A 23,478-nucleotide genomic window follows, 5' to 3' on the forward strand; every position below is an offset into this window, starting at 1 on the left:
GCAAGGTTCCTCTCTCTAGAAGAAGTTTCAGGCTGAGGGTAAAAACTAATACAAGCATTTATAAAAAAGGATTTGAACATGTCGAAACACATTCCTATTTCTTTTGAGTTTTTTCCGACCAAAACGGATGCGGGTGCAGAGAAGCTTAAAGTCGTACACCAAGAACTACAACTCCTAAACCCTGAGTTCTTCTCAATTACTTATGGTGCTGGTGGCTCAACTCGTGAACGTACCTTAGCTGCCATTGCTGAATTTAATGGTAAAGGCACACCAGTTGCACCACACTTATCTTGTATTGGTGATGACAAAGCTCGTATCGCTGAATTACTCGACATCTATAAAGCCCAAGGTATTGACCGCATCGTGGCTTTACGTGGGGATTTGCCTTCTGGTCAGGTCGGTTTAGGTGAATTACCTTATGCAACAGATTTGGTTCGCTTTATTCGTGAACATTCAAATGATCACTTTCACATTGAAGTTGCTGCATATCCTGAAATGCATCCACAAGCAGAAAGCTTTGATTTAGATATTCAACGTTTTTGCGATAAAGCCAATGCAGGTGCTAACGCTGGTTTAACCCAATTCTTCTTTAATCCAGATGCCTACTTTTACTTTGTAGATCGTATTCAAAAAGAAGGTGTAAATATTCCAATTGCACCTGGCATTATGCCAATTACCAATGCAAGCAACTTGATTCGCTTTGCAGATGGAACGGGCGCTGAGATTCCACGCTGGATTCGCAAGCAACTGGCAACCTATGGTGATGATACGGCAAGCATTAAAGCTTTCGGCCATGAAGTTGTGGTCAAACTTTGTGAACGCCTGATTGCTGGTGGTGCTCCAAGCTTACACTTTTACACGATGAATACTACTGATCCAACTCGTCAGCTTGTCACTGACCTTGGTTTAGCTTAATCCTAACTTGACGAGTTGTATTTTATGCCACGTTTTTATATTGAAGCTGAATTAGCGGTTGATACACAGATTGAACTGACCGAAACTGTTTTTCATCATTGGTGTAAAGTACTTCGCGCTCAAGTGGGTGATCAAGCGACCTTGTTCAATGGACAGGGTGGTGAATACCATGTTGAACTCACCGAAGTTGCTAAAAAGTCAGCGACTGTTCAGGTACTGACCTTTAATCCTGCCAATCGCACTCCTGCTATTCGCACCCTACTCGGACAAGTCATGAGTAAAGGTGATCGTATGGATTACGCCATTCAGAAAGCAGTCGAACTGGGTGTATCAGAAATTCAACTGTTGACCTCTGAACGTTGTGAAATGCGGTTAAAATATGACCGCGACCAAAAGAAGTTAGATCATTGGCAAGGCATTGCGATTGCTGCCTGTGAACAATGTGGCATGAACATTGTGCCAAAAATCCTTGCACCACTCAGTTTAGAGAAATGGTTCGTGTCTGAACTGCCAGAGACGAAACTTGTGCTTGCACCCAATAAGGATGAAACAAATCCTTTGAGCAATGTGACATCAAATATTGCGCTACTAATCGGACCTGAAGGTGGTTTAAGTGAGATAGAAATTCAAACTGCAAATGAAGTAGGCTTTATTAGCTGGTGTATCGGCGAGCGAGTATTACGTACCGAAACTGCACCTGTGGTCGCATTATCCATCCTAAATTACAATGTTAGACCATAGTTTTTCTAAAAAGACAAAAATACGGATAGATAAGATTGATATTTATGGATAACCTGATTAATCTAAAAGTGATTCAATATTTTGTGATTTTATTAAACGACTAAGTAAATGAATGGAACGTATAACCTATACAGTATGTAGAACAAAACAAAAATAAGGTTATGAATGTTATGCCCGATTTTTTAGATGCGAATCTTAGATCGCAGTTACAAACTGCGCAAATTCATAATTCCATAAGGCATATCCAATTATTTTTGGTGAGTATTCTCATTATTTTTTTATACGTTTATTGTGTTTATCAGTTTAATTTTTCGCACTTTTCTCTTTATTTTAATATTTGGTTCTTGCTCACAGAGCTCTTCGTCGGCAGTTTTTGGATACTGACCACAACTCGATTTAAATTTAAACAATACACCATTTCACAAGCACATCACTGGGTACAATTCCTCTGCCTAGGAATCGGTATTCTGATTGCTACTGGAATCAGCCTAATTTATTACTATTTACCTCAGGTCAATCCAAGTTTTGAACCCGTCCATGCTTTGACATTATCCGCCTTAATGTTAATTGTAACTCAAACATTAGCACTTACCTTCTTAACCCAACGGCTTGATTATTTTTGTTTAATTTTCATTCCATCTATTGTTCCTTATTTTATATCTCAATTTATACTTACTGACCAAATTAACCAATTATTTCATCTGACCGTGAACTTCGTTCTCATCGTCATTTTATTGTGTGCCAATTCTACTGTACGAATCCATAAACGCTTATCTGCTTTATATTTACGTAATGGTCAACTCATAAAAAATGCTGAGCAACAAGTGCTTCGGACTGAAGAATTATGCGACCAACTGCAAAATGAAATGAACAAATCTAAAGAAATTGAATTACAACTACAGCAAAATAACCAGCAATTAGAGCAAAAAATTCAAGAACGTACTTTTGATATTGAACAAATGAACCGCAATCTAGAAAATCAGCAACAAAACTTGGATCTTGCCCATGAAATCGCAGGTTTAAAACCTTGGGACTGGAATATTAAAGAGCGTCACATATCAGTCAGTAACTACCAACAGCAGAAAAAGCTTAAACATTCAAAAGAACATAGTATTCAGCTTCAAAACATCATTCATCCTGATGATTTATTATGTTTTAAAACAGCGTTAAAACAGCATCTGCGCGCCGAGACTGACCGCTATGAAGCCACTTATCGTGTACAGCAATCCAATGGTGACTGGACTTGGGTACATGATATTGGACGTGTGATTGAACGTAACCCAAGCAATAAAAAACCTCTACGTATGGTGGGTATACAGCGTGATATTCATCAGGAACGTACCGACCAAGAACGGTTAAAACTGGTTGCCAGTGTTTTAGAGCAAGCCGCTGAAGGTATTTTTATCCTCGACAAACATTTAAATTATGTCAATGTAAATCCTTTTTATGAAAAGATCACAGGTTTTGATAAAGGCCAATGTTTAGGTCAGCATCTTTTTGCACTCACCTCAAACCATAAATCTGCACAGCAACAAAACCATCAGGCTATTTTGGAGCAATTGGCACGTACAGGGGAATATGATGGTGAGCTCACTGAAAAATTTAGCACAGGTAAAGAACTAACATTTTGGTTACATATCAATGCCATACAGGATGAGCATAATCGTGTCATTAACTATATTGGCATTGTTTCTGATCTGACAGAACGCAAGCTTCAAGAACAACGCTTATCCTATTTAGAAAATTACGACACATTAACGGACTTACCAAACCGTTTTTATTATAATTATCAACTACATCAATACTTAGTATCTCATCAAGATTCCATTCAACAGCTTGCTGTGATTCGACTCAATATTGACCGCTTCCGCCCTCTCAATGAATATTTAAGCAATAATGGTGGCGATGAACTGTTAAGACAAGTCGCTCAGCGTCTGCGCTTGACCAACACGGATGCACTGTTCTTAGCACATTTAAATGGCGATGATTTTGCTATTGTGTATGAGATTTCTCATATCCGCCCATCAATTCAGCAGCATTGTGAGCGTATTCAAGATGCCTTTGCTGAACCATTCGAGATTTTTGGACAAGATCATATTATTACGGTATCGATGGGTATTTCATTCTATCCTGAACATGGTCGACAACTTGATTATTTAAATAATTGCGCTGAACAAGCTTTGACTGAAGCGAAACGTTTAGGCGGTCACACCATGAAATATTATTCGAGTGATAACACCGCTTTACTTGAACAGGGTATTTATTTAGAACGTGACTTACGCCAAGCCATTCGCAATGATGAGCTGGTGGTTTATTATCAGCCTAAAATCGACTTTAAAGATCAGCATGTTTACGGTTTTGAGGCTTTGGTCCGCTGGAACCATCCAACCAAAGGCATTATTCCCCCTGCACTATTTATTCCAATGGCTGAAAAAACCAGCTTAATTTCGGATATTGGAAGAATCGTCATTCGTAAAACAGCTAAGCAAATTAGCTATTGGAATTCGATTGGTTTTAAAAATATTTGTGTATCTGTCAATGTCGTTGCTCAACAATTACAACGTGGACAACTTCTCTCCGATTTAGATGAAGCCATTGCAACGTATCAAATTTCTGGTGAAAGTTTAGAACTTGAAATTACTGAATCTTCCCTGATTGAAAATTCAAAAACTGTCAAAATATTATTGGACCAAATTAAGCAACGTCATATTAATATTGCCCTAGACGATTTTGGTACAGGCTATTCTTCTCTGGCTTATCTCGCAGATTTCCCAATTGATATTCTAAAAATAGATCGTGCCTTCATTGCCAACATTGGAGATGGCAAACAAGATGCCATTATTAGTGCCATGGTCGCCATGGGTAAAGCCATGGGCTTAACAGTCGTCGCTGAAGGAATTGAGACTGAACAGCAGCTCTGCTATCTGGAAAAACTACAATGCGACATTGCCCAAGGTTATCTTTTTTCTAAACCACTCTCTGAAAAAAATGCCACCGAATACTTGCAATTACATAAACTTATCCCTTCTTAGTCTAAGTCAATAGGCTTGAGGTCTAAGTTTGTGTAAAAAAGAAGCGTGTTCGACTGGGCTTAAAAGACAAGTAATGGTATATTCGAGCAAATTCAGCAAAACCACCAGCATACGCTGGACCACTCAGTAACAAACGAGATTCAGATGGACGATCAATCATTAAAACAGCAAGCTTTGTATTATCACGAGTTTCCAACCCCAGGTAAAATCAGTGTTACACCAAGCAAGCAGCTGGTCAACCAACATGACTTAGCACTTGCTTACTCCCCAGGTGTGGCTGCGCCTTGTTTAGAGATTGAACGCGACCCTTCAACTGCCGCCCTATATACTGCACGTGGTAACCTTGTTGCCGTTGTCAGTAATGGTACCGCAGTACTTGGACTAGGTAACATCGGTCCATTGGCGTCAAAACCAGTCATGGAAGGTAAAGGCGTCCTGTTCAAAAAATTTGCTGGTGTTGATGTCTTCGACATCGAAATCGCTGAAAATGATCCAGACAAAATCGTTGATATTGTTGCAGCATTAGAACCAACTTTTGGCGGGATTAACCTCGAAGACATTAAAGCGCCTGAATGCTTCTACATTGAGCGTAAACTTCGCGAACGCATGAATATTCCTGTGTTCCATGATGACCAACACGGTACTTCAATTATTGTAGGTTCTGCTTTACTGAATGCACTTCAGTTAAATGGCAAAAAAATTGAAGAAATCAAAATTGTTGCATCTGGTGCAGGTGCTGCTGCTCTTTCATGTTTAGACTTACTTTGTGCAATTGGTGCAAAGAAAGAAAACATTATCGTTGCTGACTCACGTGGTCTACTCACAACCAAGCGCGAAGGTCTAGATGACTCGAAAAAACGCTATGTACAAGACATTGAAGGTACACAGCTAGCTGACGTGATTGCAGATGCAGACATGTTCCTTGGTCTTTCAGCAGCTGGTATCCTAACCAAAGAAATGGTTAAGGTCATGGCAAAAGATCCTATTATTTTTGCCCTTGCTAACCCAGATCCAGAAATTTTACCTGAACATGCACATGAAGTTCGTGATGACGTGATCATGGCAACAGGTCGTTCAGACTATCCAAACCAAGTAAACAATGCACTTTGCTTCCCATATATCTTCCGTGGCGCACTTGATGTGGGTGCAACAACCATTAACGAAGAAATGAAAATTGCTTGTGTATACGCAATTGCGCGTATGGCACACATTGAAGCAGATGCTGCAACTTATGGTGAAAAATCTGCATCTTTTGGTCGTGACTATTTAATTCCACGCCCACTTGATCAACGTCTAATCCTTGAAATTGCGCCAGCAGTTGCGCAAGCAGCTATGGATTCTGGTGTTGCAACACGTCCAATCGAAGATTTCTCGGCATATCGCCAACGTTTGTCTGAGTTTGTTTATAACTCTGCATTCATTATGAAACCGATTTTCGCTCAAGCAAAAACAGATCCTAAGCGTATTGCTTATGCAGAAGGTGAAGATCTACGTGTATTACGTGCTGTACAAATTGCTGTAGATGAAGGCATGGCGAAACCAATTTTGGTGGGTCGTACTGCGGTGATCGAAGCCAACATTAAGAAATTAGGTCTACGCTTAGAAAATGGCGTAAACATTGAAATTGTTGACCAAGAGAAAAACCCGAACTACGAAAAATTTGCTGAAGACTACTACGACATCATGCAACGTAAAGGGGTAACACCTGAATACGCACATCGTGAAGCACGTCGTCGTTCTACCTTAATCGCGGGTATGTTGGTTCGCCATGGTCTAGCGGATGGTATGCTGTGTGGTACATATTCAAGCTATGACATTCATTTAGACTTCGTGAAAAATGTGATTGGCTTGAAAGAAGGTCGTACTAACTTCTTTACCTTAAATGCATTAATGCTTGAAGATCGTAACTTGTTCATTGCGGATACTTATGTAAATACGAATCCAACAGCTGAACAGTTGGCTGAAATGACCATTCTAGCAGCTGAAGAAGTGCGTCGTTTTGGTATTACTCCACGTGTTGCTCTACTTTCGCATTCTAGTTTTGGTTCAGATCAAAATGACCCAAGTGCACAAAAAATGCGTAAAGTATTTGAAATCTTGAGTGAAATTGCACCTGAACTTGAAGTTGAAGGTGAAATGCACGGTGATGCGGCAATGGATGAAACCATTCGTCATTTTGCCTTCCCGAACTCACGTTTCAAAGGTTCTGCGAACTTGTTAATTATGCCGAACTTAGATGCTGCCAACATTTCATTCAACCTATTGAAATCAACTTCTGGTAATAACGTTACTATTGGTCCTATTTTATTAGGTGCAGCGAAACCTGTTCATATCCTTACTCCAACGACTACAACACGTCGTTTAGTAAACATGACAGCATTAACTGTGGCTGAAATTCAGCAAGCTGAAACTGAAGCACTTTAATCTTTAGTGAAAAGCTCAAGTTATTGACTTGAGAAAACCTCTATTCTGTAGCATGATTGCTTGAAGAATAGAGGTTTTTTCATGCAAGTTTATTTAGTAGGCGGTGCAGTACGAGATCACTTACTCGGACACCCCTATCACGAAAAAGATTATGTTGTTGTTGGTGCTACTCCAGAGCAATTACTGGCTCTTGGCTATCAGCCTGTAGGCAAAGATTTTCCCGTTTTTCTACACCCTGAATCAAAAGAAGAATATGCTTTAGCCCGTACTGAGCGTAAGTCAGGACAGGGTTATCATGGTTTTGAGTTCTTTACCGATGTTAGCGTAACCCTTGAAGATGATTTAATTCGCCGTGACTTAACCATTAATGCGATAGCGATGGATGAAGCAGGAAAAATCTATGATCCCTATCAAGGTCAACAAGATTTAGCCAATAAAATACTCCGCCATGTTTCCGATGCATTTGTAGAAGATCCACTTCGCGTATTACGTGTAGCTCGCTTTGCTGCACGTTATAAACCTTTAGGGTTTAGTATTGCCACAGAAACGCTTGATTTAATGCGACAACTAGCTGAATCAGGTGAATTGAATGCACTCACCCCCGAACGCGTTTGGAAAGAAACTTCACGTGCACTCATGGAACCTCATGCAGATGTTTATTTCGAGGTTTTAGAAGCTTGCGGGGCTTTAAAAGTTTTATTTCCTGAAATTGATGCACTCTTCGGCATTCCGCAACGTCCTGAATATCATCCCGAAATTGACTGTGGCGTTCATACACTTATGTCTCTTCATCAAGCCTGTAAAGCGAATTATTCACTCGATGTACGTTTTGCTGTTTTGGTGCATGATTTGGGTAAAGCCCTCACCCCTGAGCATGAATTACCTCGGCATATCATGCATGAAGAGCGTGGAATTCCACCCGTAACTCAAGTCTGTGATCGATTAAAAGTACCGACTCAAACCAAACAATTGGCCTTGGCCGTTTGTAAAGAACACTTAAAGTGCCATCAAGCATTTGCATTGAAACCTGGAACACTCTGGCGTCTTCTACAGCGTCTTGATGTACTACGCCGTCCAGAACGTGTTGAAGCCTTCATACAAGCCTGTGAGTGTGATGCACGCGGACGTCTTGGACTAGAAGATCGTGAGTATCCTCAAGCCACCTATATGCGTGATGCGATGGAAATTGTGCGCACAATTAAAGCACAAGATTTACCTGAGAATGTCCAAGGTTCTGAAATTGGTGAAATGTTGATTCAACGTCGTATTCAAGCCTTGGAAGCTTATAAAGCGCTGCATGCAGTGACAAATAAGCCAGAATAATTCAAAGCCCTTGATCTCAATACATCAGGGGCTTTAAATCTTGAAGTAATTTATGATTATGAAATCTGCGCTGGGAAAGTAATCACCTGTTCCAAGCGCATTTTTTCAGTCGCCACCATCAACAGACGATCTAAGCCTAAAGCAATCCCTGCACATTCTGACATATTCGGTAAAGCAGCTAATAGATATTCATCAATAGGCATCACATGCAAGCCTAATTGCTTACGCTCTTGATTATCTGCCTCAAAACGTTGCCGCAATACATCTGCATTAATCAATTCATCATAAGCATTCGCCAATTCCAAACCTTCGATATACAGTTCGAAACGTGCTGCAACCAATTCACCGTCTTCATCATGTTTGGTTTTTGCCAGAGAGGCTAACTCAGGTGGGAAATCTGTCAAAAATACAGCTGTGTCAAAACCTAAACTAGGTTCTACAAAATGTGAAAACAGTAAATCAATATATCCCAGTCGATCATCGCCCAAATCCAGATTTAAACCGACGCGCTGACAACACTCTTTCAGTTCTTTCAAGCTGGCTTGTAAAGGATTTAACTCCAAGCGATCCATAAACGCATGTTTATAACTTAAAATGGTCGGACGGATTTCACCAAAACGCTGCGCCAAAGTCACATTTAATAGATCAGTAACTTCGAACATTAAATCTTTTAAACTAAAGTGCGGACGATACCACTCCAGCATACTAAATTCGCTGTTGTGCTTACGCCCATGCTCATCGTCACGGAAAACCTTACAAATTTGATAAATTGGTCCACTGCCCGTTGCCAATAAACGTTTCATGGCAAATTCTGGCGAAGTCTGTAAATAATGTGTTGCAAGTTTACCTTGTACATGGCGCTTTGCCTGCACCGAAGCCAAGTGCACATCGGTTACACCAGCTTGCGATAAGATTGGAGTTTCAACTTCTAAAACTTGACGCTCAGCAAAAAACTGGCGAATTTGTGCATACATTTTGGCACGTGCTTGCATTGCCGCTAAATCACAAGTCGGTTGATAATGAACTTGACTCATGCCTGTGGGCCTCCATGTGCTGCCCACTCACGTCTAAGCGGATAGTTTTTTCTTAAAGTATCAAATGCTTGTTGTTCAACTTTGCCTTGCTTTACACATGCTCTTAAATTGGCATCATCTTGAGCAATATCATAAATCTGGTTTAAATGTTGAGTCAGCACGGTTTTAAAATCAGCTTGGGCAAAATATTGCTCACAACTTGGAAGTTGAGTTTCAAACCGTTTTGTCGCAGCTTGAGCAAAGACTTGGCAGAATGCCTCATAAATCATCTGAGTACCACGTGCCTTGCCTTCTAAGCTATACCCTGCAATATGTGGTGTCGCCAGTGCCAAAAGCTCTAAAAGTTCAGATGAAATTTCTGGCTCATGCTCAAAGACATCCAATACCACGGTACGATTAGTGTTTCGAATATCTTGCATTAAATCAGCTTCTGCAATCACTGGGCCACGTGCTGAATTAATTAATATGGCATTTGGTTTCATTTGAGCCAAAGTTTCCGCATTGAATAAATGATAAGTTGGATGTTGACCTGTTTTGGTCAAAGGCACATGAATTGAAATTGCATCGGCTTGTTGTAATAACTGCTTAAATTCGACCTGAGTCACATTATCCCGATTTGCAAACGGATCATAAGCAATTACTTGCCAACCCAATAGCTTTGCCATTGTTGCTAAGCGAGAACCAACATTCCCTAATCCCGCAATGCCCAAACAAAAGTTTTGCTGAGCAGAAATCAGTTCAGGTTTTAAATGTAAAAGCGCGGTAATTACATATTCGGTCACCGCTTGTGCATTACATCCCGCAGCATTCGACCAAGCAATGCCTGCAGCATTTAAGGCTTGAATATCTAAATGATCGGTACCAATTGTAGCGCTACCCACATAACGAAGTGCTGTATTTTGTAGTAATGTTGAATTAACCTTAGTTACAGAACGAACCAAGAGTGCATCAGCATCTACAACATCAGAATGACTTAAATTGCGACCTGGGACATGTTGGATTGCACCAAATTCTGCAAAAAAATAATCGGTAAAAGCAAGATTTTCATCAGCCACAATTTTCATGATTTGGACCAGCAATTGATTCTGCTCTATCTTACTTCTTTAGAATTCTACTGACCATTCAAAAACGATTATTTGAATTTTTCTTTTTTGGTTTTACTGCACCACTGTTTACTTTACGGGCAAAGAATCAAATCTATACATTAAAAAGATTTTATATCATTTGATTGGCACGTAGAATGCTGAGCACTTTTATAAAACGCAATTCCTCATGTTACGCCTTTCCTTCATTACTTGTGCCCTGCTGTTCACAGGTTGCGCTTTTGGCACCAGCAAAGAAATAAAACAAGCTGAAAAACTACTCGAACATTTTCAATGCCACAATATTGAATCTAGCCAGATGATGCATAGCCCTATCATTAATTATTATGAATATGCATTAGGCAACTCCAGAAAAAAAGTTGAAGCTTATGTTCAAAGTTACAAAGATGGTGACATTCTGTTTCATGAACCACTGCCTGAAGTCATTTCGGCTGAATATGAACATTATAAAGAAGCTTGTCAGTCGCTTGGAGGCTTAAGCCAATAAAGTTGTGAGACAAAAAAAGCGAGGTTAGTCTTTAACTACCTCGCTTGAAAATCACTTTAAATTCATCAGGCATCTTGTTGATTCAAATAACGGGTATCAACACTGAATTTTTCTGGAAATTTAGGCTGGATTTCAGCATAGAATTGCATAATTTCTTGCATATCTTGCTCATAATTACCTGTTGGGTAAACAATCTTACCAACACCCGCTTCTTTTTTTTCATAATCCATATAGGCCAAGGCAATCGGTACACCCGCCTTAACAGCCACATGATAAAAACCCGTTTTCCATTGTTCCTGTTTTGAACGCGTACCTTCAGGTGTAACAAGCATCACTAATTTAGGATGTGTTTTAAACAAATCCGTCATTAACTCCACCATACTTGGTCGAGCTTCACCTTCATTTTTAGGACGACGATTAATGCCAATTCCACCCATTGCTCGTACAAAAGGACCAAAAGGTAATTTCATATAACTGTCTTTGATCGTTAAACGAACATTGACCCCAAGGGCTTTCAAAGCTAAACGCGCGTAAAGAGCATCCCAATTACTGGTGTGCGGTGCAGCAATCATGACACATTGATCTAAATGCTCAGGCCATTGATTATCTGTCTTCCACCCCATCAATGCCAAAGATTGTTCAGCCAATTTCTCAAACACAGCAACACCAAAACCAACAAAAAAAAGACAGCGAATTCTACCAGTCTAATCGAATAAAAAAAGTACCAATTGATTAAAAATCGCCCCATTAATATATAAATGTATAAATTGTTTGTTATGGCCTTTTAGCTCAAAATTTTAATTATTGAATGATTTTCATCATGTAATTTTTTAGACATTAAACTACGGAAAATATAGATAAATAAACAATTAATTCTTATTCACGCCATAGTACTGTTCACTGCCACAGCACATTTCATTTGTAAGCAAATGTCTCTTCAATACCATTCGATCAATGCTAGGACACCTGAATTCAACTTGGTTACTGGTGGGTAAGGCACATTACACAATGCTACTTTGTTTTACATTTTAAATATTTTAGTTATTTATCAAATAATTTATTTTACCTTTTGGTCATAAAATCAATTAACTATTTACTCTATGACAATACTGGGAATCTAATGATGAATAAAACACTGATTGCTACACTATTAACTACTTGTGCATTAGCTGCTTGCTCTAAACCCACTCAAAATGCTGAAGTAAACACTGCAACACCTGAAGCTAAAGTTGCCTCTTCAGCCGAAATTGATTCTGCACATAATGCCCAAAATTCTTTAGACTGGGCTGGAGATTATCAGGGTATATTGCCTTGCGCGGACTGTGAAGGCATTAAGACCTTATTAGTTTTAAATGCCGATTCAACCTATCACTTAACTGAAACATACTTGGGTAAAGGTGATAACAATCCATTTAATGCTAAAGGTCAATTCAGTTTTGACAATAGTGGTAGTGTCATTACATTGGATAAAAATGGTGATCAGCGCAAATACTTTATTGCAGAAAATCGACTTTATGCACTTGACCAAGATGGTAAGAAAATTGAAGGGAACTTGGCTGAACATTACATCTTAAATAAAGCAATCAACTAAAGTAATTTTTATTTAAAAATTCTCCATAAAAAAAACCCTGCGTATGCAGGGTTTTTTGAATCAGATCGCGACTTAGTGAGCAGCGAATTGGTTCATTGTGTTTTTAGCATCATCATGCGCTTTAAGAGCGTTGTCACCAGAGAAGATTTCTTTGTGATCATCACCGATGTCAGAACCCGCCATTGCTTGGTGTTTAACACAAGCGATACCACCACGGATTTCTTTACGTTGTACGCCAGCAACATAAGCCAACATACCTTCAGAACCGAAGTAACCTTGTGCAAGCTCATGAGTAGAAAGAGCAGCAGTATGGTAAGTCGGAAGTGTGATCAAGTGATGGAACACACCTGCTTCACGAGAAGCATCAGCCTGGAATGTACGTACTTTTTCATCAGCTTCAGCAGCCAATTCAGAGTTGTCATACTCAGCGCTCATTAATTTAGCACGGTCGTATGCAGATACGTCTTTACCTTCAGCAACCCAACGATCGTAAGCTTGTTGACGGAAGTTTAAAGTCCAGTTGAAAGATGGCGAGTTGTTGTAAACAAGTTTCGCATTTGGAATTGTTTCTTTAACACGGTTCACCATGTGAGCGATTTCTTCAACGTTTGGAGTTGCAGTCTCAATCCAAAGAAGGTCAGCACCGTTTTGTAAGCTAGTTACACAGTCAAGCACAACACGGTCAATTTGAGTACCTTCACGGAATTGATATAAACCAGAAGCTAAACGCTTAGGACGGTGTAATTTACCATCACGTTTGATCAAGATTTCATCTTCTTGAGCATCAGCAATATCAATTTCAACAGTATCTAAATAGCTGATATATTGAGAAGCGATGTCGCCTGGCTCTTTAACCACTGGGATTTTTTGAGTCAAGTCAGCGCCTTCAGAGTCAGTACGTGCAACGATGATACCGTCGTCAAGACCCATTTCTAAGAATGCATAACGTAATGCGTGGATTTTAGCGATGAAGTCTTCGTGTGGAACAGTTACTTTACCAGCTTGGTGACCACATTGTTTCGCATCAGATACTTGGTTTTCAATTTGAAGCGCACAAGCACCAGCTTCGATCATTTTCTTAGCAAGTAAGTAAGTTGCTTCTTCGTTACCAAAACCAGCGTCGATGTCAGCAATAATTGGCACAACGTGAGTTTCAAAGTTGTCGATTTGAGCAGTGATTTCAGCAGCTTTAGCAGTATCACCAGCTTCTTGAGCTTTTTTAAGTGCGCGGAATAAATCGTTTAATTCTTTCGCGTCAGCTTGACGTAAGAAAGTATAGATTTCTTCGATCAATGCAGGAACAGAAGTTTTTTCGTGCATAGATTGGTCAGGAAGTGGACCGAATTCTGAACGAAGAGCAGCAACCATCCAACCAGAAAGGTAGATGTAGCGACGTTCAGTTGTACCGAAGTATTTTTTGTTCGCAATCATTTTTTGTTGTGCGATGAAACCATGCCAGCAACCTAATGATTGAGTGTATTTGCTAGAATCGGCATCATAAGCAGCCATATCACGACGCATAATCGCCGCTGTGTATTTAGCAATGTCTAAACCAGTTTTGAAACGGTTTTGTAATTGCATACGCGCAGCATCTTCAGGACTGATGTCTGCCCATGTGTTACCGAATTTTGCTTTTAATTCGCGGATTGCATCAATCGCTGTTTGGTATGTAGTCATGATATTTTCCTGTAATAATATTAGGATTTCATCAATTGAAGCATTAGAATCCGAATAATGATTTTTGTTCAGATTTACTACACTTCATTACGATGAATACAGATTAGATTGAGTTATAAAATTAATCCAATATCCTCAAGTAATTTTCGGTATTTTTTAAAAAAATATGTAGATCAAAGTCGTATTATAAGCAATCAAACATTAAGCAAAGTATTGTTATTTAAATATTTATTTAATTTCAAAAAAAATATTATTTCTTACAAATTGCGAAATTGGATTAAAAAACAATCATTAGACTTAAGTCTTGCACCCCTTTTATTTAAGATTTTGAGCTTAGTTTTGGCGACTTTATTCAATAGTTTTCCGCCCAATCATTTAAATACATATGTATAAAATATAAACTCGATGATTCCCATTTTGGACACCGATTTAAGCCATAAAATCATAATTTTTAGCTTATTTAAACTCTTCAATCATAATTGCTATTTCTTGATCTTTTTAAGGCTTTTAACTTTCATTTTTAGTCGGTTTACTTTACTATTCATTCCCAATCCGTTCTCCTCCCTCCAGCTTTTTTTCATCATATTTTCTACACAAGCCTTATCGCTTATGGCATAATCAACATAATTTCATAAGTTTATTCTTGGTATTTATTTTATGAATCTGGAGCGGGTCGACCTTAATTTACTCATTTATCTTGATGTATTATTGCGTGAGAAAAATGTCACACGCGCAGCAGAACAATTGGGCGTTACCCAACCTGCAATGAGTAACATCTTACGTCGTCTTCGTAATCTCTTTAATGACCCTCTATTGATTCGTTCTTCTGAAGGCATGACACCGACTGAACGTGCGCTTGAATTACAGCCGCGAATTCGCGATGCGTTGTCTGACCTTTCCATGATTTTAGAACCGCGTACAGAGTTCCGTCCTTATACATCTAATCGTGTTTTTCGCATCATGACTTCGGACTATGCCGAAGCGACCTTAGTTCCTCGTTTAGTTAAAGCTTTGCGTTCAGAAGCGCCGAATGTTGTTTTAGACTTTCTTACCCCAAGTGACGTTTCCTATCGTGACATGGAACAAGGTAAAGTTGATTTAGCGATTAACCGATTCAACGAAATTCCGCAAAGCTTCCACCAAGTTTTAGTATGGCGTGACAGTTTTTCTTGTTTACTGAATGGTAAACATCCAGCTGCATCAAACTTAAACTTAAAAAGTTATCTTGATGCGCAACATATTTGGGTGTCAAAAACTGGGATGGGCGTAGGTTTTGGGGTAAATCCTGAAAAACAAGCTGGGTTAGGTTGGATTGATCAAGCCTTAGAACGTATCGGACAAAAACGTAAAATTTCTGTATTTACGCGCCATTATCAAATGCCAGCGCTATTAGCATCAAATGTAGATTTGATTGCGACTTTGCCCACACGTATTGCTCGCCTTCAGGCCAAGAGCCAGCATTTATTAATCAAAGATCCTCCGTTCTATATTCCCGAATTCGAGTTAAAAATGGCATGGTGCCCGCTGTTACACCATCATCCAGCACATCGTTGGTTACGCCAATTGATTTTGTATGTTGCACGCCAAATGATCGAAGAAGAAAATCGTGAATTTTTATTAAATAACTCACAATTTTCACATTATTAATTAGATTTTTCTTAAATTCTTCTTTTTTAAGATTATACTGTTAGCACTTCGGGCATAATTCAATTATTCCCCTAGTGCTTTTTTGTGTTAAAAATATTTCATAATAATGATGATCCGCAGGTGGATTTCGTGAGTCTGTTCCAGAATATTATAATCATTGCCCTTCTGATTGCGGGAGCGGGATTTCTGTCTCTGACAGAAATTGCACTTGCAGGTGCGCGCAAAGTCAAATTAAAAATTCTGGCTGAAGCAGGCGAAGAACGAGCACAGAAAGTTTTAGACTTACAGGAAAATTCTGCTGACTTTTTTGCAGCGTCTCAAATTGGTCTAAATGCAGTCGCGATTTTGGGTGGTATTTTAGGTGAAGGGGCTTTTCGACCTTATTTTCTAAATTTTGTTTCGCGTTTTTACTCTGGTGCTTGGGCAGAGAGCATCAGCTTTGCACTTTCATTTACCTTAGTCACATCATTATTCATCCTATTTGCCGATTTAATGCCAAAACGTTTGGCGATGATTGCACCTGAAAAAATCTCCATAGCAGTCATTAATCCAATTCAAGTTTTTATTAAAGTTTGCAAACCTTTGGCTTGGATCATTAATACCCTTGCAAATCTGCTCTTCCGCTTATTTAAGGTGAATACTATCCGTGATGACAACATCACTTTTGATGATATTTCTGCTGTCATGGATGCAGGCGCACAAGCAGGTGTATTATTAAAGCAAGAACATCACTTTATTGAAAATGTGCTTGAACTTGAAGAACGCAATGTCCCTTCAAGTATGACTACACGTGAAAATGTCATTTACTTTACCTTAAATGAAGCAGAAGACAGTATTCGACAAAAACTGGCTGAATACCCATATTCTAAATTTCTCGTTTGTAATGAAAATATTGATCAAGTGATTGGTTATGTCGATGCCAAAGATATTTTGGTGCGTATCCTCAATAACCAAAAAATTAATCAACTCAATGAATCGACTATTCGTAATGTACTCACTATTCCAGATACCTTAACGCTTTCTGAAGTACTTGATCGATTCCGTGCGAGTAAGGAGAAATTTGCGGTTGTTATTAATGAATATGCATTGGTCGTCGGCGTCATTACCCTCTCTGATATTATGATTACAGTCATGGGTGACTGGGTTACCCCGATTGAAGCAGAGCAACAAATTATTAAGCGCGATGATAATTCATGGTTGATTGATGGCAGCACCCCCATTGAGGATATGAAACATGCTCTCGAAATTGATGAAATGCCTGATGAAGAAAACTACGAAACACTCGCTGGCTTTATGATGTACCGCTTACGTAAAATTCCACGCCCTGCGGATGTTGTAATTTTTGGTGGTTATAAATTTGAAGTGGTGGATGTAGACCATTTTAAGATCGACCAGCTGTTAGTGACTCGCTTGCTTCCAGAACCTAAAGATGCAAGTGACACAGAACCACAAGAATAAGTACTAGCTGTTCTTCATAGCTAAAGCCTTACAAACCCTGTAAGGCTTTTTTACATTCATTCAATACTCGTCCATAGCAATTTTGCACCTAGACATATTAGATAAATGTATTTTATTGAATAGAAAAAAGAATGGGGTTGTTAAAAATATTTAAAAATCAGCATGATTTAAATACGACTGATTTCACTTCAATATTAAATAAAGCGAACACACTCAAAGGTGATTGCCTTAAAGTATGGTACACCATTTGATTCCAATCCATGCAATCACTAATACACCTTTACCTTTTGATGTCAAAACGATGCTTTCTATTTTTGCGTCTTGCACACACTGTCGGAAGCTATTAGGTATATGGTATTAGCTTTGTGGAAATGGGCATGTTTGACAATTGCTGGACAATCAATACATCTCTTGCCACCTTTAGTCCTATCAACTTATTTATTGTGTGGGCTAGCAGTAATCCATTTTGATGAACGCTAATAATTCACAATTAAGGGAGCTGTTATTATTTGCTTTCTGATGCTGGTCACCGCTGTAATTTTTGAAATATTTCCACTTTATTTAATACTGGTATTAAAACTTCCCCCCCAAAAAAAAGAGCAACTCATAGTACTCTTTTTTATTTTTAAGGCTTATTAAAAGATTAATACTTTTCTAATAAAGCCTCTAAAACAGCTTGATAGTGGATCAAAATATCATCTTCTAGAATTTTGTATGCATTGTCGAACTGTACCATTGGCCAACCTTGCTTCCAGAAAGGGAAAACATTATGTAAATCTTCAGTAACTGTGGCATCTTCACGAGTAATCGCTTGCGCAATTTGAGCCAGAACTTGTGCAGTTTCAGCACCATCAATTGCTAAATAATCAATCCCTTGCGCTTTTAAAATACGAATACGGTCTTTTTTATAGCGAATTTTTTTCGCTTGAGTCGAATTCAAATGTAACGCCAAAGTTACCGCTTCAACGAATTTCTCTTCAAAAGATTGATGTAATGCTACTAAAGCTTGTTTGTGTGCTTCCTGACGTCCAGCCTTGCCTCCATCACGAATGATTTGATTGGCTTCAACATTGAGCTTATCGTTTTTCATAGACTTTAAGATGTCTAAAATTTCGATATCACTTAATTGCTCAGGAGATTGTTCAGTCATGCACTGCTCATTTACATTAAAAGGAATTGGGTATTCTCTCATATTTCCAACATAAAGAGCAGTCTTAACTTGATGTGTAGCCATGCACCATGAGGAGAAGCTTCAATATATGCGCATTACACAATATTCAAGCTCACTTCACGATCAATCATGCTCTTGATTAAATGACTTCAACCACGATTTTACCAATATGCTCACCTGTATCCATAGCACGATGTGCATCTTGAATTTGGTCAAACTTAAAAGTTTTGTAAATCATCGGAACGCATTGACCTTGCTCCAACAACGGCCAAACATGCTCTTGTAAACCTTGGCTAATCTCTGCTTTCTCAGCCGTATTTCGCGCACGCATAGTTGAACCAGTAATGGTCAAACGCTTCATCATAATTTGACCAAGCTTGACCTCTTTGGCTTTTGCTCCACCAAGGAAGGCGATATAAACCAACCGACCCTCTTTACGCAATAAATTCAAGTTTTGTTCAAGATAAGGTGCACCCACAATATCTAAAATGACATCAACCCCTGCCTGATCGGTTTTTTCTAAAATATAACTTTCAAAATTTTGTATTTTATAATTAATAGCATCCGTTAAGTGAGCAATGGCTTGAACTTTTTCATCCGAACCTACGGTTGCAAAGGTTTTCAGACCCAGTGCATTACACAACATTAATGCTGTAGTCCCAATACCGCTGGTGCCACCATGAATGAGTACAGTTTCTCCTGCTTTAGCTTTCCCCATTTGAAACACGTTAGCCCATACGGTAAAAAATGTTTCTGGAATTGCGGCAGCCTGTACATAACTTAGGCCAGTTGGAATATTTAAAGTTTGGCTTTCAGGCACAACACAATATTCAGCATAACCACCACCATTGGTTAAACCACACACCTGATCACCAACTTTAAACATTTGAACACCTGATCCAACTGCAACAACTTCACCAGCAACTTCCAAACCCGGTACAGGGGTCACGCCTTTCGGCATTGGATATAAACCTTGACGCTGCAAAATATCTGGTCGATTCAATCCAAAAGCATGGACTTGCACCAAAACCTCATCGGCTTTAGGTTCTGGCACTGTAGTTTGCTCAATGGCTAATTTTTCTGGTCCACCTACTTCGGTAATCACTATCTGATGCATCATTGGATTTGTCATGGTGTTTCCCTATATTGCTTTATATTTTCACGTTGTATTTGACCATAAATGAATAAACGAATGAAGTAAAACGTCCTTATCAATTCGCCTAAGTGAGTTTACGCTAGGCCTAAAAAAGCCCCTTTTCAGGAGCTTTTTTAGAACATTTATCTTTGTGGTAATGGAATATATTGCGAATCCGAATTCTGAACTTTACGCTCCCCAACCACCACATCCAGAGTTAATGGTTTACCAGCACGTTCGACTTGAATTTTGACTGTACTATTCGGCGCTTGCAATGCAACATAATTAATCAAATGCGCTGCAGAGGTAATTTTCTCTTCATTCACTTGCGTAATTTTATCGCCTTTTAATAATCCTGCTTGTGCTGCGGGTCCATTTTTCAGTACGTCTGCAACCACCACGCCTGCCTGTTTCGGCTCGATAATATTTTCTTGCTGTATAGGCATTAAGCTAATACCTAACCAACCACGAACTACACGACCATCTTTCAAAATTGAGTTAAGTACTTGCTGACAGATTTTTGCAGGAATCGCAAAACCAATACCCAATGAGCCACCCGATTGCGAGAAAATAGCCGTATTGACCCCAATCAAATTACCAGCCACATCAATCAAGGCTCCACCTGAGTTACCAGGATTAATTGCCGCATCAGTTTGAATAAAGTCTTCATAAGTATTAATGCCTAAATCTGAACGCCCTGTTGCAGAGATAATCCCTTGGGTCACCGTTTGACCAACACCAAATGGGTTACCAATCGCTAGTACCACATCCCCCACTTCATTACCACTCAGCTTAAAAGGTAATACAGGCAGTTTATCCAGCTCAATTTTAATCACAGCTAAATCAGTATCAGGATCTGTCCCAATAATTTTAGCAGCCGCACGTCGACCATCTTGAAGTGCAACAATAATTTGATCGGCCTGAGAGATGACATGATTGTTAGTTAAAATATAACCGTCCGGACGGACAATCACCCCAGAACCCAGACTATTTTCATTTTGTTCAGGATTTAATTGTTCTGGAAGTTGATTACCAAAAAACTCTCTAAATGCTGGATCATTCATAAGTGGGTGATCAAGTTGCTTAACTTTCTGTGTGGTAAAAATATTGACTACCGCAGGTGCAGCAACTTTTACCGCTGCACTATAAGACACTACCCCACCCGTTCTGGACGTATCGATCAATGGTTCAACTTTTTCAGCAGGCATTTTTACGCCATCAGGAGCAACTGGCGCTTTTGGTTTTTGATATTGTTGCCATGCAATAAAACCAATAATCACAATAATGAGTAACACCCAAGGTAACCATGTAAAGGTCCGGCGCACGTTTCTATCCTCTTAAAATATTTTAATTTCTTAATGACGAAGAATTTATGCTTATTGTAAAGGCAAATACAGTTCGATACACAAAATTCATGCAAGAGTTTTGTGATGCTTTAGTTACAATTTAAAGTATATTTTGATGATATTAATTCGTAACTTAAGAGACTTTTATGGCGACTCTGCAAGAAATTCTGCAATGGTGTAATGACACGTTAAAAACTCAAGAGTTTAAAGACTATGCGCCCAATGGTTTACAAATTGAAGGACGCTCTGAAGTTAAAAAAATTCTCTGCGCAGTCACTGCTTCTCAAGAGGCAATTGATGCTGCGATTGCACAGCAAGCTGATCTACTTTTAGTGCATCATGGTTATTTTTGGAAAGGCGAACCCTACCCAATTACAGGAATGCGTGGAAATCGTATTAAGACACTGATCTGCAATGATATTTCATTGGTCGCTTATCACCTCCCTTTAGATTCACACCCAATACTCGGCAATAATGCTGCAATTGCCGACATTTTAGAGCTAGAAAATATTGAGGCTCTAGATCCTTCGGAGCGTCACCCTATTGGCAACATAGGTTATTTAAAACAAGCAATTTCTCCAGAATCTTTTAAACAAATCCTCACGGAACGTTTAGGCTTTAACACTATTCATTTAAATGCGAATAAAAAAACCATTCAAAAAGTGGGTTTTTGTACAGGCGCTGCACAAGACTTTATTAGCAAAGCTGCTGATCAACTTTGTGATGCCTACATATCTGGAGAAGTGAGTGAACGAACGTATTATGAAGCGAAGGAATTGGATGTTCATTACTACGCTTGCGGACATCATGCAACTGAACGCTATGGTGTACAACGCCTAGGACAAGCTGTTTCACAACAGTTCAATCTTGAGTATAGTTATTTCGAATTAAACAATCCGATTTAATTTGGGCTTGGCAAATTTTCCTTACTTAAAATATGGATTTACCGTATTTTTTATATACGTATAAATTCGAGCGTTATTCTGTATTGTTATTTAAAAGTATTGCGCAAATTTAGCCTAGAATCCTTTACAATAGTGCCACTTAATGTCAAAACCCAGCAAAATGCAAGGAATTGAAATCATGACAACGATCACTTTACCAGCACTTCCATATGGCTATGAAGATCTTGCTCCTCATATCAGCAAAGAAACTTTAGAATACCATCACGACAAACACCACAATACTTATGTTGTTAACTTAAACAACCTAATCAAAGGTACTGACCTTGAAGGTAAAACTTTAGAAGAAATCATCAAAGCTTCTGCTGGTGATGCAGCTAAAGTAGGTGTTTTCAACAATGCAGCTCAGGTTTGGAACCACACGTTCTACTGGAACTGTATGGCTAAAAACGGTGGCGGTAAAGCGACTGGCGCATTAGCAGCTAAAATTGATGAAACTTTTGGTTCATACGAAAAATTTGCTGAAGAGTTTGCTGCTGCAGCTACAACTCAGTTCGGTTCTGGCTGGGCTTGGTTAGTTGCTGACGAAGTAAATGGCGCGCTTTCTATCATGAAAACTTCAAATGCAGATACTCCACTTGCTCACGGTAAAGTTGCAGTATTAACAATTGACGTTTGGGAACATGCTTACTACATCGATTTCCGTAATGCTCGTCCTAAATACATCACAACTTTCTTAGAAAGCCTAGTGAACTGGGACTATGCAAACGCGAAATATGCTGGTCAAGCAGCTGGTGTTGAAAAATAATTTTTATTTTTCTGTATAAAAAATCACCCTTTACGGGTGATTTTTTCATTTTTAGGCTTTAGCTGCATAATTATAAATCAAATAAAACAATTATCTTCATGAACGGGTTGACGACACCTACTTTCATCCCTAAAATGCGCATCAGATTCTCCAATAGCTCAGTCGGTAGAGCGACGGACTGTTAATCCGCAGGTCCCTGGTTCGAGCCCAGGTTGAAGAGCCAAGATTCTAAAAAACCCACACATTATGTTGTGGGTTTTTTATTGCCTATATTTTAAAATCAATCTAATTGAAAATTGTAATTTCGTTGCATTTTGAATATCTTCACTACAGAACAACAGTACAGAGAATAAGAATGAATCTGCCTTGGCTAAAATCCCTGATTTTTTGGATTATTATCATTGTGGTTATTTTTGCAGCCTTTCAATGCACGCAAAAGTCTGAAAATAATAAGTCCGCTTCTGCCCTCATGTACGAACGCTTATATCAATGTAGCCGTGATTTAGCTGGAAAAAACCCTAGCGTCTTAACCGCTATTCAAAAGCAAATTCATACCAATATGACTCAACAAGAACTCATGCAATTAATCAATTCATGTCGCCAAGCCAATCCTCTCAAAACGCAAGCCACTTATATTGAAGCAATACAGCATATTAAATAATCTTTTTGTCTATTTTTAATTCA

Annotated in this window: 19 protein-coding genes and 1 tRNA gene; 13 read left to right on the top strand and 7 right to left on the bottom strand. The window is 38.9% G+C overall.

Annotated features, from left to right (window positions below; all coding sequences use genetic code 11):
* The first annotated feature begins 78 nt into the window (after positions 1–78).
* The 5 genes from metF to I593_RS07050 all read left to right on the top strand — a co-directional run bounded on the left by metF (position 79) and on the right by I593_RS07050 (position 8,435).
* Positions 79–915, top strand: coding sequence for a methylenetetrahydrofolate reductase [NAD(P)H] (gene metF, locus I593_RS07030; RefSeq protein WP_016166880.1), 837 nt, complete (start codon positions 79–81; stop codon positions 913–915).
* A gap of 24 nt (positions 916–939) precedes the next feature.
* Positions 940–1,656, top strand: coding sequence for a 16S rRNA (uracil(1498)-N(3))-methyltransferase (locus tag I593_RS07035; protein WP_016166881.1), 717 nt, complete (start codon positions 940–942; stop codon positions 1,654–1,656).
* Between the two features lie 170 nt (positions 1,657–1,826).
* Positions 1,827–4,688: a sensor domain-containing protein gene (locus I593_RS07040; RefSeq protein WP_016166882.1), complete on the top strand. Its 2,862-nt coding sequence runs from the start codon at positions 1,827–1,829 to the stop codon at positions 4,686–4,688.
* 144 nt (positions 4,689–4,832) lie between these two features.
* Positions 4,833–7,112 carry an NADP-dependent malic enzyme gene (locus I593_RS07045; protein WP_016166883.1) on the top strand — a complete coding sequence of 760 codons (2,280 nt, stop codon included), beginning with the start codon at positions 4,833–4,835 and terminating at the stop codon, positions 7,110–7,112.
* Between the two features lie 81 nt (positions 7,113–7,193).
* Positions 7,194–8,435 (top strand): multifunctional CCA addition/repair protein, encoded by a 1,242-nt coding sequence (locus tag I593_RS07050; RefSeq protein ID WP_016166884.1) that lies wholly within the window; start codon positions 7,194–7,196, stop codon positions 8,433–8,435.
* A gap of 56 nt (positions 8,436–8,491) precedes the next feature.
* On the opposite strand, the gene epmA is transcribed toward I593_RS07050, so the two are convergent.
* Both epmA and I593_RS07060 read right to left on the bottom strand, forming a co-directional pair.
* Positions 8,492–9,469 (bottom strand): EF-P lysine aminoacylase EpmA, encoded by a 978-nt coding sequence (gene epmA, locus I593_RS07055; RefSeq protein ID WP_016166885.1) that lies wholly within the window; start codon positions 9,467–9,469, stop codon positions 8,492–8,494.
* A complete protein-coding gene (locus I593_RS07060; RefSeq protein ID WP_016166886.1) occupies positions 9,466–10,533 on the bottom strand; it encodes a 4-phosphoerythronate dehydrogenase in 1,068 nt (355 codons plus the stop codon). Before I593_RS07060 ends, epmA begins: the two co-directional genes overlap by 4 nt.
* A gap of 208 nt (positions 10,534–10,741) precedes the next feature.
* Here I593_RS07060 and I593_RS07065 point away from each other — a divergent pair, with 208 nt between their 5' ends.
* Positions 10,742–11,059 carry a hypothetical protein gene (locus tag I593_RS07065; protein ID WP_016166887.1) on the top strand — a complete coding sequence of 106 codons (318 nt, stop codon included), beginning with the start codon at positions 10,742–10,744 and terminating at the stop codon, positions 11,057–11,059.
* A 65-nt stretch (positions 11,060–11,124) separates the two neighbouring features.
* Here I593_RS07065 and I593_RS07070 read toward each other — a convergent pair whose 3' ends face one another.
* Positions 11,125–11,718, bottom strand: a complete 594-nt coding sequence (locus I593_RS07070) for a 1-acyl-sn-glycerol-3-phosphate acyltransferase (protein WP_016166888.1) — start codon at positions 11,716–11,718, stop codon at positions 11,125–11,127.
* A 464-nt stretch (positions 11,719–12,182) separates the two neighbouring features.
* Between I593_RS07070 and I593_RS07075 the strand changes: the two genes are divergently transcribed.
* Complete coding sequence (locus tag I593_RS07075) at positions 12,183–12,650, top strand: copper resistance protein NlpE (RefSeq protein ID WP_026440871.1); 468 nt, start codon at positions 12,183–12,185, stop codon at positions 12,648–12,650.
* 72 nt (positions 12,651–12,722) lie between these two features.
* Here I593_RS07075 and I593_RS07080 read toward each other — a convergent pair whose 3' ends face one another.
* Positions 12,723–14,327, bottom strand: a complete 1,605-nt coding sequence (locus I593_RS07080; RefSeq protein WP_016166890.1) for an isocitrate lyase — start codon at positions 14,325–14,327, stop codon at positions 12,723–12,725.
* 657 nt (positions 14,328–14,984) lie between these two features.
* Between I593_RS07080 and I593_RS07085 the strand changes: the two genes are divergently transcribed.
* Both I593_RS07085 and I593_RS07090 read left to right on the top strand, forming a co-directional pair.
* Positions 14,985–15,974: a LysR family transcriptional regulator gene (locus I593_RS07085; protein WP_016166891.1), complete on the top strand. Its 990-nt coding sequence runs from the start codon at positions 14,985–14,987 to the stop codon at positions 15,972–15,974.
* Positions 15,975–16,103: 129 nt separating this feature from the next.
* On the top strand, positions 16,104–17,432 hold the full coding sequence (locus tag I593_RS07090) for a polyamine export protein PaeA (RefSeq protein WP_016166892.1): 1,329 nt from the start codon (positions 16,104–16,106) through the stop codon (positions 17,430–17,432).
* A gap of 643 nt (positions 17,433–18,075) precedes the next feature.
* Here I593_RS07090 and I593_RS07095 read toward each other — a convergent pair.
* From I593_RS07095 to I593_RS07105, 3 genes are all read right to left on the bottom strand, one after another.
* On the bottom strand, positions 18,076–18,582 hold the full coding sequence (locus I593_RS07095) for a hypothetical protein (RefSeq protein ID WP_016166893.1): 507 nt from the start codon (positions 18,580–18,582) through the stop codon (positions 18,076–18,078).
* Positions 18,583–18,742: 160 nt separating this feature from the next.
* Positions 18,743–19,735: an NAD(P)H-quinone oxidoreductase gene (locus tag I593_RS07100; protein WP_016166894.1), complete on the bottom strand. Its 993-nt coding sequence runs from the start codon at positions 19,733–19,735 to the stop codon at positions 18,743–18,745.
* A 146-nt stretch (positions 19,736–19,881) separates the two neighbouring features.
* Positions 19,882–21,063 carry a S1C family serine protease gene (locus I593_RS07105; protein WP_016166895.1) on the bottom strand — a complete coding sequence of 394 codons (1,182 nt, stop codon included), beginning with the start codon at positions 21,061–21,063 and terminating at the stop codon, positions 19,882–19,884.
* A 167-nt stretch (positions 21,064–21,230) separates the two neighbouring features.
* Here I593_RS07105 and I593_RS07110 point away from each other — a divergent pair, with 167 nt between their 5' ends.
* From I593_RS07110 to I593_RS07125, 4 genes are all read left to right on the top strand, one after another.
* On the top strand, positions 21,231–21,989 hold the full coding sequence (locus I593_RS07110; RefSeq protein ID WP_016166896.1) for a Nif3-like dinuclear metal center hexameric protein: 759 nt from the start codon (positions 21,231–21,233) through the stop codon (positions 21,987–21,989).
* A 178-nt stretch (positions 21,990–22,167) separates the two neighbouring features.
* A complete protein-coding gene (locus I593_RS07115; RefSeq protein WP_016166897.1) occupies positions 22,168–22,794 on the top strand; it encodes a superoxide dismutase in 627 nt (208 codons plus the stop codon).
* 147 nt (positions 22,795–22,941) lie between these two features.
* Positions 22,942–23,017: transfer RNA gene (locus I593_RS07120), tRNA-Asn, on the top strand.
* Between the two features lie 132 nt (positions 23,018–23,149).
* Complete coding sequence (locus tag I593_RS07125; RefSeq protein WP_016166898.1) at positions 23,150–23,455, top strand: hypothetical protein; 306 nt, start codon at positions 23,150–23,152, stop codon at positions 23,453–23,455.
* Positions 23,456–23,478: the final 23 nt, after the last annotated feature.

It is taken from the genome of Acinetobacter tandoii DSM 14970 = CIP 107469 (assembly GCF_000400735.1).
Classification (GTDB): Bacteria; Pseudomonadota; Gammaproteobacteria; order Pseudomonadales; family Moraxellaceae; genus Acinetobacter; species Acinetobacter tandoii.